The sequence below is a fragment of the Methylobacterium sp. E-046 genome (genome assembly GCF_022829625.1).
Taxonomy (GTDB): Bacteria; Pseudomonadota; Alphaproteobacteria; order Rhizobiales; family Beijerinckiaceae; genus Methylobacterium; species Methylobacterium longum.
Genome location: NZ_JAKSYP010000074.1, coordinates 31,154 through 45,826, shown reverse-complemented (window position 1 = coordinate 45,826; position 14,673 = coordinate 31,154). Strand labels below are relative to the sequence as shown.

Here is a 14,673-nt window from a genome sequence, read left to right as displayed (position 1 = left end):
CTTCGCGACGTCGGTCAGAGACGCGGACCGGGCGATCATGCTGAGCTACCTGACCGAGCGGCTGGCCCACGCCATCCTTGTGATCCTGAACCTGCTCGCACCGCTCGAAGTCCGCGTGCAGAAAGACCTCGCCTACGCCGCGGGCGGCCAGCATCAGGCGGATGTCTATCGGCCGGCCTCCAACAGCCCCCGCCCCATCGTGGTGTTCCTGTACGGGGGCGGATGGCGCGAGGGCACCAAGGATGCGTTCGCCTATGTCGGTGCCGCCCTGGCGCGGCAGGGCTTCGTCACGGTCATTCCCGAGTACCGCCACTTCCCGACCGCAAGCCTGCCGGACATCCTGGGCGACAACGCCGCCGCACTCGCCTGGACCATCGCCAATGCCGCGGCCCTGGGCGGTGACCCGCGTCGCGTCGTGATCGCCGGACACTCATCCGGCGCATGGGCCGCCGCGATGCTCGGGCTGGACCCGGTCTGGCTGGAGCATGTCGGATCGAGCCCGGCCGCGCTGGCCGGAATCATCGGGCTTTCCGGGCCCTACGCCGTCTCGGCCCTGACCGAGCCGGCGGATGTGAAGGTCTTCGCCGGCAGCGACCCCGGCCTCCAGCCCGTCGCGCACGCTGCAGGCCGGCATCCAGCCATGATGCTGCTCGCGGGCTCGGCGGACCTAGACGTCAGGCCCGCCGCGACGGTCGCGCTGGCCGACCGCTTACGGGCTGCCGGAAACGACCCGGACCTGCACATCTACCCGGGTCTCGGTCACGCCCAGACGGCGTGGTCGATCAGTTTCCCCTTCAGCCTGCAGGCCCCCGTCGCGGACGACATCAAGCGCTTCGTCGATAAGGTGCAGGCCGGACGCTAGCGCCCCGCTGGGGCACCGCGCAGGCTCGCATCGCCAACGAGAAAAGCCGCCCCGGCGAGGGCGGCTTCCACGATCGTCAGGCGATGCGCGCCAACGATTACTTGATCTTGGATTCCTTGAAGTCGACGTGCTTGCGCACGACCGGATCGTACTTGCGCATCGTCAGCTTCTCGGTCTGCGTACGCGAGTTCTTCTTCGTGACGTAGAAGTACCCGGTGTCGGCGGTGGAGATGAGCTTGATCTTGACGGTGACGGCCTTGGCCATGGCGCGGCGCTCCTGCAGGGTGCGGCATTCCGCGTGAGCGAAACGCAAATGGCCGGGGAGACCCGGCCGAATACGGGCGGGTGAATGCCCGATCGGGCCCGTCAGGTCAAGAGCGGGCCCGCCCCCCGCCCGTCGCGGCGAGCCAGCCCGCGAAGGCCAGGAACAGGACGAGCAGGGCCAGCGCGAAGCCGTGCGGCGGCACGAGGTCGAGCCCGCCGCCGATCAGCGGCGGCCCCAGCATCAGCCCGACATTGTAGAGCACCACGAAGGCCGCGTTGGCGCCCGCGAGATCGTTCGGCGGCGTGCGGTCGCCGAGCATCGCGAGGCCGACCGTGTAGAGGGTGCCGGCGATGCCGCCCCAGACCAGCAGGAGCAGGCCGAACGCCACGGGACTCCCGGCCGTGAGCGGGATCAGGGCCGAGCCAGCGGCGCCCGCGAGGCCGGCTCCGAGCAGCACCGCGCCGCGGTCGAGCCGGTCGGCGAGCCAGCCGAACGGGATCTGAAACAGCACGTTGCCGAGCGCGATCAGGCTCACGAGTCCGGCCGCGCCCTGCGCGTCGTAGCCGAGGCGCAGACCGTAGAGGGGCAGGATGGCGAAGATGCCCGTCTCCACGGCCCCGTACGCGAGGGCGGCCGCCAGCGCGCCGGGGGCGAGCCGAATGTAGCCGAGGATACCCCGGCCCGAACCCGCCGCGATCGTCGGCGACAGACCGCGGGCCAGCATGATCGGCACGCCGCCGGCCAGCATCAGGGCCGCCCCGGTCGCGTAGGGCGCCAGTCCCGTGGTGCCGACCAACGCCAGCAGGAGCGGTCCGACCGCGAATCCCGCCGCCAGGACGGTCGCATAGATGCCCATCACGAGGCCGCGGCGCTCGGGTGGGGCGGCGGCGTTGATCCAATACTCGGAGAGAACGAACAGCGCCCCGAGCGTCGCCGAGAAGACGAAGCGCAGGGGAAACCACAGGGCGATGCCCGGCAGGATGGGGAACAGCGCGAGGCTGATCGCCCCGATGACGAGCGCCAGCCCGAGCAGGGGGGCGACGCCGATCCGCGCCGCGAGCCGCGGCACGAACGGCACCGTGCAGATGCTGGCGATGCCCGCCACCGCGGTGTTCAGCCCGATCAGCGTGCTCGACGCGCCGCGCCGCTCCAGCTCGATCGACAGGAGCGGAATCGAGAGGCTCAATCCGATGCCGACGACGGTGACGCAGGTCACGGCCGCCGAGATCGCCGCCACATCCTCCGATCTGATTGTCCGCCGCGCCTCCCGTCCCAGCTTCTCCGAACGGCTCACAAGGCCACCCGCTCGCGGCGACCGTAGCGTTCGTAGTGGAAGGGGATCACCCGGTGCGGGGCGAACTCGGCGGCGATCTGCGGCTCCAGGTCATCCAGGACGGCGCGGGTGATGTACGGCAGGTCGAGCCTGCGCGCCGCGTCGAGACGGACCCAGGCGAGCTCCGTCAGTTCGGCGTCGGCGGTGATCCGCCCCGGCTCCTCGGCCGCCACCATCCGGCGGTCGATGGCGAAGAAGCGCGTGTCGAAGCGGCGGACCCGCTTCGGCGGGGTGATCGCGCGGGCCACGAGGTGCAGCGCCTCGAGATCGGGCAGCACGCCGTGCAGGGCGAAGCCCTCCCATCCCGTCGGGACGTCCTCAGGGGCGCCGTGCTCCGTCGTGCCGAGGAGCAGGCCGGTCTCCTCGTAGGTCTCGCGGATGGCGGCGAGCGCCAGAGCCCGGCCGAGATGGTGTGGCGGCCGGGAGACCTGCCGGGTCAGCGCCGCCTCCGCGTAGTCGGGGAGCGCCCCGGCCACCGGCATGTGGCGGTCGCCGAGCTCGATACGGCCACCCGGGAACACGAACTTGCCCGGCATGAAGGCGAGGTTCGGGTTGCGCCGGCCCATCAGGACCTTGGGGCCGCCCCGCCCGCGCCGGTCGATCACGATCAGGGTCGCGGCGTCCCGCGGCCGCAGGCGCGCGGCGGCGGGCTTCCGCTCAGGAGCTGTGGCGATCTGGGGCTCCTGCTGCGGCAGCGGCAAGGCGTGTCTCCTCCGGCCCCGAGGCGGGTCGGCTCCGCGGTAGCGTGGCGAAGCCGTGCATGCCAAGGGCGTATTGCAACCCGACGACGGCGCCCTTGACCGGCTGGAGCAGGCCCAGCGCGAACAGGAGCGTGAAGACGGGCCAGACCCCCATCTCGACCCAGAGGGGTACCTCGTAGGCGCTCTCGGTCTCCAGGATCAGGTAACCGACGATGTGGGCGACGATGAAGATCACCACGTAGGGCGGCAAATCGTCGGCCCGATGATGGTGCAGTTCCAGGCCGCACTCGTCGCATTCCGGCCGCACCTTCAGGAAGCGTCCGAAGATCCGGCCCCGGCCGCAATGCGGGCAGCGGCCGATGAAGCCTCTCGCCATGGCGGGGATCAGGCGGGTGCGGTCCGGGGGCGCGTCGACGACCATGGCCAGGGTCTACACTGCCCGGGTCAGCGGCGCGAGCCGCGATGGCGCGACCCGGTGTTGCGGATGCCGAAGGGGCGCCCGGGCGGCGCGGCCTTGAAGGGACGTCCACCGGGCTTCTTGCCCGGCCCGGCGTTTCGCGCGCCGGTCCGGGTCCGGCCTTCGCTGAGAAGCTCGAAGCGCAGCGCGCCCGCCACCGGCGCGGCCTCGACGAGGCGCACCTCGACCCGGTCGCCGAGGCGGAACGTCTCGCCGGTCCGCTCGCCCACCAGGGCGTGGCGGCCCTCCTCGTGGCGGAAGTAGTCGGCGCCGAGCTGCGACACCGGAACGAAGCCGTCCGCGCCGGTCTCGTCGAGCTTGATGAACAGCCCGGCCCGGGTCACGCCGGCGATCTGGCCCTCGAAGGTCGCCCCGATCCGGTCGGCGAGGTGGTGGGCGATCAGCCGGTCGATCGTCTCGCGCTCTGCCGCCATGGCGCGGCGCTCGGCCGCCGAGATCTGCTCGCCGACCTGCGCCAGCTCGCCGAGTGACACCTCGTTGGCGAGTCCGTCGTCGCCGAGCTTGCAGGCGGTGATCAGCGCCCGGTGGACGATCAGGTCGGCGTAGCGGCGGATCGGCGACGTGAAGTGCGCGTAGCGGCGCAGGTTCAGGCCGAAATGCCCGAGATTCTCGGCGGCGTAGACGGCCTGGGCCTGACTGCGCAGGATCACCTCGCTGAGGAAGACTCCGTGCTCGGTCTCGGCGGCCTGAGCCAGGATCCGGTTGAACAGGGCCGGGCGCAGCGCGCCTTCCTTCGGCAGCTTGATGCCGACCGAGGCCAGCACCTCGCCGAGCGCCCGCACCTTCTCCAGGGCCGGCTCGTCGTGCACCCGGTAGATCAGGGGCTGGCGCGCCTGCTCCAGGGTCTCGGCGGCGGCGACGTTCGCCTGGATCATGAACTCCTCGATCAGCCGGTGCGCATCGAGGCGCTGCGGCACGATCACCCGGTCGACCGCACCCTCCGGGCTGAGGAGGATCTTGCGCTCGGGCAGGTCGAGGGCCAGCGGCCCGCGCCGGTCGCGCGCCGCGCGCAGGGCCGCGTAGGCCGCCCAGAGGGGGCGCAGCGCCGTCTCCAGAAGCGGCTCCGTCGCGGCGTCCGGCTGGCCGTCGATGGCCGCTTGCGCCTGGGCGTAGGCGAGCTTGGCACCGGAGCGCATCATCACCCGGTGGAAGCCGTGGCGGCGCTTCTCGCCGTCCGCGGCGATGATCATCCGGACCGCGAGCGCCGGCCGGTCCTCGCCCTCGCGGAGCGAGCAGAGGTCGTTCGAGATCCGCTCCGGCAGCATCGGCACGACGCGGTCGGGGAAATAGACCGAGTTGCCCCGCTCCAGCGCCTCGCGGTCGAGGCTCGACCCCGCCCGCACGTAGGCTGCGACGTCGGCGATGGCGACGGTGACGATGAAGCCGCCGGGATTGGCCGGATCGGGATCGGCCTCGGCCATGACGGCGTCGTCGTGGTCCTTGGCGTCGGGCGGGTCGATGGTCAGGAGAGGCCTGTCCCGCCAATCCTCCCGGCCCTGCAGGCTCGCCGGCTCGGCGGCATCGGCCTCCGCCAGGGTCGCGTCCGCGAAGACGTGCGGGATGTTGTGCAGGTGCAGGGCGATCAGGCTCACCGCCTTCTCGGAGCCCAACGAGCCCAGGCGTTCCCGGACGCGGCCCCGCGGCAGACCGAACCGCGTCTCCCGTTCCAGGGAGACGCTGACGAGGTCGCCATCGCGGGCCTGACCCTCCTCGCCGGGCGGGATCAGGATCTCGCGGCCCTGGGAGCGCTTCTCCACCGGCACGATCCGGCCGCCCTGCGCGCCGGCCCGGTAGACGCCGATGATCTCCGCGCGGTTCTTGCCGATGACCTTGATCACGCGGCCGCTGTAGCCGCCCTCGGCGTCGCGCTCGACGCGCACCAGGGCGCGGTCGCCGATGCCCGCCGCCGGGCGGTTGCCCTTGCGGGGGCCGCGCGGCTGCGTCAGCACGATGGAGGGCGGCTTGCCCGCGCCGGCCCACTCCACCGGGACCGCCAGGAAATCGCCGTGGCGGTCCCGGGAGCGGATGTCGGACAGGACGACCGGCGGCAGATGGCCCGCCGGCGCGAGGCCGCCGCGGCCGCGGTCGAGGGCGCCGTCCTCCTCGATCTCCTTGAGGATGCGTTTCAGGTCGATCTTGGCGGCACCCTTGATGCCGAAGGCCTGGGCGATCTCCCGCTTGCCGACGCGCTCCTTCGACTCCGCAACGAAGGCGAGGATCTGCTCACGGCTGGGAAAGGGCGGGGGAGCGGCTGGCTCGTCCGCCGGTGCGGTGGTGCGTCGTGCCAAAAGGTGGATGCCGGACAAGTCTCAAAAACAGGACCCGCGAGCGGGCATGGGACCGGACTTCGATCCTGTGATCTTAAGATGGGTGTCCGGACCGCCGGCGGCAACGCCGCCCCGTCCGTCCTCAACAGGCGCGTCAGCCCGTGGAGGCGATCTTCCGGATGTGGTCAACCGCCGCGTCCACGTCGAAGCCGGGCGCGAGGATCTCCGCGAGGGCGAACGGGCAGGCACGCGGCAGAGTCAGGTTCACCTGCCCTTCCTGCGGTGCCAGCTCGGGGGCTTCCGCATCGGAGATCGCCAGTGTCCAGGCGCCGTCCATGCGCAGGCGCGAAGGGTCCGGCGGCTCGGCGGCGAGCGCCGCGATCCTGCTGCGCGCGGCCTCCCGGCAGGCGAAACTGAGACCATCGTCGGAGAGGAGGGCTGCCTTGATCAGTTCGGCGAGGGCGCCCCTGACCTGTTCCACGCTCGCGTTCATGCGCATCCATTCCTTGCGGGACCCTGCCCAGGGCAAGCGCGATGCCAGCCCATGCGGTGGAAGGGCGCGGCGGAACCGCCGACCTTCCCACGCGATCCACCAAGTGTAGAAGGCAAGGATGATCCCGGTCCTGACCCGCCATACCGTGGCCGTGCCGCTCTATGCCGCGGCCTGCGCCGAGCTGCGCCTGCGCGGCTTCGAAGGCGACCTGACGCTCTCGGATGCCGACCGCACCGTCTTCGCCACCGACAACTCGATCTACCAGGTGGAGCCGGGAGCCGTGGCCTTCCCGCGCAGCCGCGACGACCTCGTCCGCATCGCCAAGCTTCTGGAGGATCCCCGGTTCTCCGAGATCGTGATCCGGCCGCGGGGCGGGGCGACCGGCACCAACGGGCAGTCGCTGGGCCACGGCCTCGTGGTCGATACGTCCCGGCACATGAACCGCATCCTGGAGATCGACGTCGCCGGCCGTACGGTCCGGGTCGAGCCGGGGGTGGTGAAGGACCAACTCAACCGGGAACTCGCCAAGCACGGCCTGTTCTTCGCGCCCGAACTCTCGACCTCGAACCGCGCCACCCTCGGCGGCATGATCTCCACCGATGCCTGCGGGCAGGGCTCGTGCCTGTACGGCAAGACCCGGGACCATGTCCTGGCGCTGAGCTGCGTGCTCACCGACGGCACGGTCTGGACCGCCGAGCCGCTGGACGCGGCGGGCCTGGAAGCCGCCAAGGCGCGCAACGACCGCGTCGGCGAGATCCACCGCGCCGTCGACGCCGTCGCCACCGAGAACGCGGCCCTGATCGCCGAGCGCTTCCCCAAGCTCAACCGCTGCCTCACCGGCTACGACCTCGCCCATCTGCGCGACGCGTCGGGGCGCTTCGACCTCAAGAGCGTGCTCTGCGGATCCGAAGGGACGCTGGCGCTGATCGCCGAGGCGCGGCTCAACGTGCTGCGGATCCCGAAGGCGTCGGTCCTGGTGGCGCTCTCGTACATCGATTTCGACGCCGCGCTCCGCGACGCACAGGCGCTGCTGCCGTTCGGCGCCGCCTCGGTGGAGACCATCGACTCGACCGTGCTGGCGCTGGCCCGCAAGGATCCGATCTGGGCCGAAGTGCGGGCCTTCTTCCCCGACGATCCGGCCGGGCGGCCGGTGGACGGCATCAACCTCGTGGAATTCGTGGGCGACGACGAAGGCGCCGTCGAAGCCGCGCTCGGGCGGCTCACCGGGTTGCTGGAGGCCGAGCGCGGTACCGACACGAAGCGCCTGGGCTTCACCATCGGGCGCGGCGAGGCGATCGAGCGGCTCTGGACGATGCGCAAGAAGGCGGTGGGCCTGCTGGGCGCCGCCAAGGGCGACGCCCGCCCGATCCCCTTCGTGGAGGATACGGCGGTCCCGCCGGAACGGCTCGCCGACTTCATCGCTGAGTTCCGGGCGCTCCTCGACGGCAAGGGCCTGCGCTACGGCATGTTCGGCCACGTCGATGCCGGCGTGCTGCACGTGCGGCCGGCGATCGACCTGAAGGACCCGGACCAGAACCGCCTGATCCGCGAGGTCACCGAGGGCGTGGTGGCGCTCACCGCCAAGTACGGCGGCCTGCTCTGGGGCGAGCACGGCAAGGGCTTCCGCTCCGAGTTCGTGCCCGCGACCTTCGGACCGCTCATGCCCGCGCTGGAGGCCGTCAAGCGCGCCTTCGACCCGGGCGACCGGATGAATCCGGGCAAGATCGCCTCGGCGAAGGGGCACGACCTGACCCGGATCGACGGGGTGCCGCGCAGGGGCGAGCAGGATCGCACCATCCCGACCCCGGTCCGACAGAGTTTCGACGAGGCGCTCCACTGCAACGGCAACGGCGCCTGCTTCAGCTTCGATGCCGACGAAGCCATGTGCCCGTCGTGGAAGGCGACCCGGGAGCGCCGGCATTCGCCCAAGGGCCGGGCCTCGCTGATGCGCGAATGGCTGCGGCGCGCCGCGGCGGAGGGCGCCGATCCGACCGCCGAACTGGCGCGGCAGCGCGCCGGGTGGCTCCGCGAGGTGGCGGCCACCCTGCGGAGCGCGGTCCGGCGACGGTCCGAGACGGAGGATTTCTCCCATGCCGTCAAGGAGGCGATGGACGGCTGCCTCGCCTGCAAGTCCTGCACGGGCTCCTGCCCGATCAAGGTCGATGTGCCGACCTTCCGGGCCAAGTTCCTGGCCCTGTACCACACCCGCTATGCCCGCCCCCTCAAGGATCACCTCGTGGCGGCCCTCGAGCCGCTCCTGCCGCTGGCGGCGCGGTGGCCGCGCCTGAGCAACGCGCTCCTGAGCAATCCGATGGCGCGATTGCTCCTGGCCAAGGCCGGACTGGTCGAGATCCCCGCCCTGTCGCCGGTCGATCTCAAGGCGCGGTTGGCCGGTCTCGGCGTCACGGTGGCGACACCGGAGGTTTTGGCCCGGCTGGACCCGCAGGAGCGCGAGGCCTCGGTGCTGGTGGTGCAGGACGCGTTCACCAGCCACTTCGACGCGGAGGTCGTGGCCGACAGCTGCGCGCTGCTCATCGCGCTGGGCTTCAAGCCCTGGCTCGTGCCCTACCGCCCGAACGGCAAGCCGCTGCACGTGCACGGATTCCTGGCCCGGTTCGCGGCCGTCGCCCGGTCGAACGCCGCGATGCTCCGGGACTTCGCGCGCCAGGGCGTGCCCCTCGTCGGGATCGACCCCTCCATGACGCTGACCTACCGGTCCGAGTACGCGCAGGCGCTCGGCAGCGGAGACCTGCCGAAGGTCCAGCTCCTGCAGGAATGGCTGGCGACCCGGCTCGACCGGATCGCGCCGCGCCAGGGCGACGCACGCATGCGCCTGCTGCCCCACTGCACCGAGCGCACCAACGCGCCGGGTGCGGTCCGGGACTGGCAGGCGCTGTTCGCCCATCTCGGGCTGCGGCTCGACGTTCCGGCCTCCGGCTGCTGCGGCATGGCCGGGACCTACGGCCACGAGGCACGCCACCGCGCCACCTCGAAGGCGATCTACAACCTGAGCTGGGGCCGACACGTGTCTGAGGCTCCCGGTTGCACCCTCCTGGCCGACGGCTATTCCTGCCGGTCGCAGGCCAAGCTCGTCGACGGCGTGCGGCTGCGCCACCCGGCCCAGGCGCTGCTCGACCATGTCGGCCGGAGCGCCGTGGGCACGGCGCCGTTTCATCCCGAGCGCGCGGCGGCCGCAGCGCGATGAGCCGGACCCGCATGGACGACGCCGTCATGAACGTCGCCGTCGTGGGGGCCGGCGCGGTCGGCTGCTACTACGGATTTGTCCTGGCGAAGGCCGGCCACACGGTGACGCTGATCGGCCGCCCGGCCCTGGTCGCGGCGGTGGGGTCGGACGGTCTGGTGCTGGACAGCGCGGCGGGAACCGCCTCGGTCCCCGTGCGGGCGACCACCGAGGGCAACGGCGTCGCGGGCGCCGATCTCGTGCTGGTCTGCGTCAAGTCCGGCGATACCGAAGCGGCCGGCGCGATGATCGCGCCGCATCTCGATCCGTCCGCCACGATCCTCAGCCTCCAGAACGGCGTCGACAATGCCGAGCGCCTCTCCGCGGTCCTCGGACGGCCGGTCGTGCCGGTGGCGGTCTACGTCGCCACCGCGATGGCCGGGGCGGGCCGCGTCCGGCACAACGGGCGGGGCGACCTGATCCTCGGTGCGTCGGAGGCGAGCGAGGGATTCGCCGCCGCCTTCGCGGCGGCCGGCATCCCGACCACCGTGTCGGCACGCGCCCTCGACGCCCTCTGGGGCAAGCTGATCCTGAACTGCGCCTACAACGCCCTCTCGGCGCTGACGCAACTGCCCTACGGCCGGCTCGTCCAGGGGGAGGGCGTCGTCGCGTCCATGGCCGATGTGGTGCGGGAATGCGTCGCCGTCGCCGGAGCCGCCGGCGTAACGGTGCAACCCGATATCTTCGACGGCGTCATGGCACTCAGCGAGACGATGGCCGATCAGCGCTCGTCAACCGCGCAGGACTTGGCCCGAGGCCGCCCCAGCGAGATCGACCACCTCAACGGCTACGTCGTGCGCAAGGGGGCGGCCCTCGGCATCCCGACGCCGGCCAATCGGATGCTGCACACATTGGTCAAGCTCGCGGAGCGGAGGGGATGAGGCCGCCTCCAGTCGGGCGACCCGCGAGGGCCGCGCGGCTTCGCCGGTGCCGCTCGATCCGTCTCAGGCGCGCGCCGCCGCGTTGGCCTTCCGGGTCGCCGCGGCCTTCCTGGCGGAGGCGGAGCGCTCGGACGGCGTCCGCCCGGCGGATGCCGCGCCCCCGGTCGCGCCGCCCTTGTGGGCCGCCGGATGCCCGGTGGCCTTGCCCCGGCCCGAGCCACCCGGCTTCTTGCCGCCGCCGTCATCCTTATTGACGGTCGCCCACGCGCGCGCCTCCGCTTCCTTGTCGGGCACGCCGCGGGATTCGTAGGACTCGGCGATGTGCTCGGCCTTGCGCTTCTGTTTGTCGGTGTACTTCGACTTGTCGCCCTGGGACATCGACCATCTCCCGACGCTCAGCCCACACCGGTCGGCCCGTCGAGGATCGCCCGCACGCGGCGGACCAGCTCCGTGCGCCGGTAAGGCTTGTTGAGGAGGTCAAACTCCGAACCGCCGATATCGGTTCGCTCCAGGCTCGCCTCCGCGTAGCCGGTCGCCAGCAGGATCTTGAGCCGGGGCTGGCGACGTCGGGCCTCCCGGGCGAGGAGCACGCCGTTCATGCCGCCCGGCATGATCAGGTCGGTGAACAGGAGATCGACCCGGCCGCTGGAATCCAGGATCTCCAGCGCTTCGCGGGCATTGCTGGCCGTCAGCGTCGTATAGCCGAAATCCCTCAGGATGGTCCGGGCGAGCTCTGCCACGTCCTCCCGGTCGTCGACGATCAGGATCGTCTCGGTGCCCTGCCGGTCCACCGTGCGGAGCGCGACCTTGGAGGGCGCCTTCACGGCGCCGTCCGTGGCCGGGAACGACAGGCGCACGGTCGTGCCCTCGCCCACCGTCGACTCGACCTGCGCCGCGCCGCCCGACTGTTTGGCGAAACCGTAGACCATCGACAGCCCGAGGCCGGTCCCCTTGCCCTCCTCCTTGGTGGTGAAGAACGGGTCCATCACCCGCGCCAGCACGGCCGGCGGGATACCGGTGCCGGTGTCCCGGATCGCGATGCTGACGTAGCGGCCATCGCGCAACGGTCCGACGTCGCCACCGGAGGCGACCTCGCTGTTCTCGGTGGTGATCCGCACGGTGCCGCCGTCCGGCATGGCGTCGCGGGCGTTGATCAGCACGTTGAGGATCGCGACCTCCGCCTGGGTGGGGTCGACGCGGCAGTTCCAGAGGTCCTTGGCGAGATCGAGTTCGATCTTCACGGCCTCGCCGACGGAGCGGGCGACCATCTCGCCCATGCCCTCGACCAGGGTGTTGAGGTTGACGGCGCGTCCATCCAGCCGCTGCTTGCGGGCGAAGGCGAGGAGTTGCTGCGTCAGGGTCGTCGCGCGGTCCGCGGCCTGACGGATGTTCTCGGTGGCGCGCCCGAGGCGGGCGCGGTCGGCATCCGCCTTCTCCAGGCCGGCCGCGAGGATGTCGACGTAGCCGACGATCACCTGCAGCAGGTTGTTGAAATCGTGCGCGATGCCGCCGGTGAGCTGGCCCAGCGCCTCCATCTTCTGCGCCTGGCCGAGCGCCTCCTCGGCGTCGCGGCGGCGCGACACGTCGAGCTGGGAGCCGAAGTAGTAAACCAGCTCGCCTTCGGCGTTGTAGACCGGTGAGACGAACAGGGCGTTCCAGAACGTTGAGCCGTTCTTGCGGTAGTTCAGGATCTCGGTGGCGAATTCGCGCTTCTCGGCGATCGCCGTGCGGACCTGAGCGACGGTCCCGCGGTCCGTCTCGGGCCCCTGGAGGAACCGGCAGTTGCGGCCGACCAGCTCCTCGGGCGTGTAGCCCGTCATCGCCAGGAAGGCCCGGTTGGCGAAGATGATCGGATTGTCGGGCTGGCGCGGATCGGTCACGATCATCGGCATCCGCGTGGTCTCGACCGCCGCGAAGAAGATGTCGCTCTTGCGGTCGGTGACGTCGCTCGGCGCGCCGTCCCGGACTTGCGGACTTGGTCCGACCGGCGGGGTTTCTGGTGTCTCGGACATGGAAGGCGGTCTTTATTCCCCGGGCCGTCGAAGCAGAGGGCGCGCCGCTTCCGCCTGGCGCGTGCGACTGTAATTGTCCGGAACGCGAAGTCGACCGCACCGCTGCGTCGGCTGCGCCAGGCCTGTTGAGAGGCCGGGGGAGGCCGGTCGTCTCACGCCGCCGCCGTCCGGACCGGTCTGGGAAGCGCCGCGGTCTGCACCGGCAGGGGGCGTGCGGGGGACGGTTCCCGGCAGGCATTCAGCACGGCCGAGAGCGCCTCGTTCAGCGACGTCACGAGGAAATCGGCCGAGGTCGCCCGGCGCAGGCGGTCGAGGGTGGCCGGGTCGCGCTCCCTCCAGAATCCGACGAGGATCCGGACCCCCGGCACCGCGGCCCGGGCCTGCCGGACCGTGAAGCGGATCTGCGACAGGCTCACCGGCTCCAGGTAGGAGAAGCAGATCAGCGCGACGCCGTCCGGGTTGTCGGGACGCTCGCCGGCGCGGATCGCCGCCATCGACAGGATCTGCGAGGCCAGCCCGTGCCGGCCGAGGATCTGGCTCAGCATCAGGGTCGCAGCCTCGTCGAACGGCCCCCGGCTCGACACGCACAGGACCGGCGCCTCGCTCCGCCAGTTCGGGGCGAGATCCTCCCGGGCCAGCACGATGCCGGCCACCTGCCGGTCGGGCCCCACGGCGGCCAGCGCGGCCGCTGTCTCGGTGTCCGGGCTGCGTCCGGCGGCCCGCCTGGTCCGCCGCGCGACCGGTGCGGTGCCCAGACGGTCCACCACCGTGCGGATCGCCGCGCCGACCTCCGCCTGACGGCCGCGGTCAAGCGTCCCGCGCGAGAGGTCCTCCTGCGCGAGCAGCAATCCGGCCAGGGCGACTTCGTCGTAGTAGGTGACGAGGGCGCGCTCCTTCAGGAACTGCCAGCCCTGGTCGATCGCCTCGACGGGATCGCCGGCCAGCATGCGCTGGTAGAAGATCTCGGGGGGCGAGAGCGCGGGCTGGTCGCCGAGCAGAACGTCGAGATACCAGAGCCGCTCCACATGCCGTCCCAGCACCACGAGGCAGACGGTGAGCGGCGTGGCCAGAACGAGGCCGATCGGACCCCACAGGTAGGTCCAGATCGTCGCCGCCAGGATGACGGCGACCGGCGAGAGGCCGGTGGAATGGCCGTAGAGCAGCGGCTCGATCACGTGGCCGCAGATCGGCTCGACCACCAGGAACAGGGCCGCGGTGGCGATGACCATGCTCCAGCCGGGGTCGACCGCGGCGGCCAGGATCACCGGCAGCAGCGCGCTGATCGCCGCCCCGATATAGGGCACGAAGCGCAGGATCGCCGCGAGCACGCCGAACAGCGTCGGGCTCGGCACGCCGATGATCCAGAGCCCGACGCCGATCACCAGGCCGAAGGCGATGTTGAGGGCGAGCTGCGCCAGGAAGAACCGGCTGAGCCTGCTCGTGGCATCGTCGATCGCCGCCGTTGTGCGGCGCAGGTCGCCCGAGCCGCCCGCGAGCTTGATCGCGCGGTTCCGCAGGTCCTCGCGCTGGAGCAGGATGAAGATTGTGAAGATCAGGATCAGGCCGGTCGTGGCCAGCGGGTGGAGGACCGGGCCCACGAAGGTCTGCAGCGTGTCGACGACGCTGGTGCGGGCGGGCGTGAGCTCCACGGTGAGTGGGTGCGTGCGCGAACCGGGCTCGCCCTTGACCTCCGCGGCTGGCGGCGGCTGCAGGGTTGCGCTGAGATCCTGCACCATGTCGACGATGCGCGAGAGCGTGCCGGTCCCGGCCGTCGCGCCGCGCAGGTCCTTGATCTTCGTGCGCATCACCTGCGTGTAGCGCGGCAGGTCGGAGGCGAGCTGGGACGCCTCGCTGGCGATGAGGCTGCCGATCCCGAACAGGGCGCCGAACACGATCACCACCACAAGCAGCACCGCGGGCGCGCGCGGCACGCGCAGCCGCCGCAGCATGCGGACCGCCGGGACCAGCACGAAGCTGAGGAGGATCGCCAGCGTCACGGGCACGAGGATATCGCGCCCGAGATAGAGCGCCGCCATCGTCCCCACGACGAGGAGCAGCGAGGCCAGCGCGACGATGACCGGCAGGCCCTCCCGCAGGCGCTGGGCTGTGACGGGATCCTCGCTCAACGGGACGCTCCACT

12 protein-coding genes are annotated in these 14,673 nt (G+C 71.5%); 3 read left to right on the top strand and 9 right to left on the bottom strand.

The window, feature by feature from the left end; all coding sequences use genetic code 11:
- Positions 1-37: 37 nt before the first annotated feature.
- Positions 38-862, top strand: a complete 825-nt coding sequence (locus MKK82_RS05470; protein ID WP_238287766.1) for an alpha/beta hydrolase — start codon at positions 38-40, stop codon at positions 860-862.
- A 97-nt stretch (positions 863-959) separates the two neighbouring features.
- Here the strand turns inward: MKK82_RS05470 and rpmG are convergent, their stop codons facing one another.
- The 6 genes from rpmG to MKK82_RS05440 all read right to left on the bottom strand — a co-directional run bounded on the left by rpmG (position 960) and on the right by MKK82_RS05440 (position 6,399).
- The gene (gene rpmG, locus MKK82_RS05465; RefSeq protein ID WP_238287764.1) at positions 960-1,127 is read right to left on the bottom strand and encodes a 50S ribosomal protein L33; all 168 of its coding nucleotides are present in this window, start codon (positions 1,125-1,127) and stop codon (positions 960-962) included.
- A gap of 106 nt (positions 1,128-1,233) precedes the next feature.
- Positions 1,234-2,364 carry an MFS transporter gene (locus MKK82_RS05460; RefSeq protein ID WP_308445437.1) on the bottom strand — a complete coding sequence of 377 codons (1,131 nt, stop codon included), beginning with the start codon at positions 2,362-2,364 and terminating at the stop codon, positions 1,234-1,236.
- Positions 2,365-2,417: 53 nt separating this feature from the next.
- The gene (locus tag MKK82_RS05455; RefSeq protein ID WP_238287761.1) at positions 2,418-3,161 is read right to left on the bottom strand and encodes an NUDIX hydrolase; all 744 of its coding nucleotides are present in this window, start codon (positions 3,159-3,161) and stop codon (positions 2,418-2,420) included.
- The gene (locus MKK82_RS05450) at positions 3,118-3,582 is read right to left on the bottom strand and encodes a DUF983 domain-containing protein (RefSeq protein WP_243984853.1); all 465 of its coding nucleotides are present in this window, start codon (positions 3,580-3,582) and stop codon (positions 3,118-3,120) included. The genes MKK82_RS05455 and MKK82_RS05450 overlap by 44 nt, the downstream gene beginning before the upstream one ends.
- 23 nt (positions 3,583-3,605) lie before the next feature.
- Positions 3,606-5,927 (bottom strand): ribonuclease R, encoded by a 2,322-nt coding sequence (gene rnr / locus MKK82_RS05445; RefSeq protein WP_243984851.1) that lies wholly within the window; start codon positions 5,925-5,927, stop codon positions 3,606-3,608.
- A gap of 133 nt (positions 5,928-6,060) precedes the next feature.
- Positions 6,061-6,399, bottom strand: coding sequence for a hypothetical protein (locus MKK82_RS05440; protein ID WP_238287757.1), 339 nt, complete (start codon positions 6,397-6,399; stop codon positions 6,061-6,063).
- Between the two features lie 118 nt (positions 6,400-6,517).
- On the opposite strand from MKK82_RS05440, the gene MKK82_RS05435 reads away from it, so the two are divergent.
- Together MKK82_RS05435 and MKK82_RS05430 are read left to right on the top strand one after the other, a co-directional pair.
- Positions 6,518-9,604 carry an FAD-binding and (Fe-S)-binding domain-containing protein gene (locus MKK82_RS05435; RefSeq protein WP_243984849.1) on the top strand — a complete coding sequence of 1,029 codons (3,087 nt, stop codon included), beginning with the start codon at positions 6,518-6,520 and terminating at the stop codon, positions 9,602-9,604.
- 26 nt (positions 9,605-9,630) lie between these two features.
- The gene (locus tag MKK82_RS05430; protein WP_238287971.1) at positions 9,631-10,521 is read left to right on the top strand and encodes a ketopantoate reductase family protein; all 891 of its coding nucleotides are present in this window, start codon (positions 9,631-9,633) and stop codon (positions 10,519-10,521) included.
- Between the two features lie 63 nt (positions 10,522-10,584).
- Here the strand turns inward: MKK82_RS05430 and MKK82_RS05425 are convergent, their stop codons facing one another.
- The 3 genes from MKK82_RS05425 to MKK82_RS05415 form a co-directional block, all read right to left on the bottom strand.
- Entirely contained in the window at positions 10,585-10,899 is a 315-nt protein-coding gene (locus tag MKK82_RS05425; protein ID WP_238287754.1) for a plasmid stabilization protein, read from the bottom strand.
- A gap of 17 nt (positions 10,900-10,916) precedes the next feature.
- Positions 10,917-12,533 (bottom strand): hybrid sensor histidine kinase/response regulator, encoded by a 1,617-nt coding sequence (locus MKK82_RS05420; RefSeq protein WP_238287752.1) that lies wholly within the window; start codon positions 12,531-12,533, stop codon positions 10,917-10,919.
- Positions 12,534-12,685: 152 nt separating this feature from the next.
- A complete protein-coding gene (locus tag MKK82_RS05415; protein WP_238287751.1) occupies positions 12,686-14,659 on the bottom strand; it encodes an AI-2E family transporter in 1,974 nt (657 codons plus the stop codon).
- Positions 14,660-14,673 lie beyond the last annotated feature (14 nt).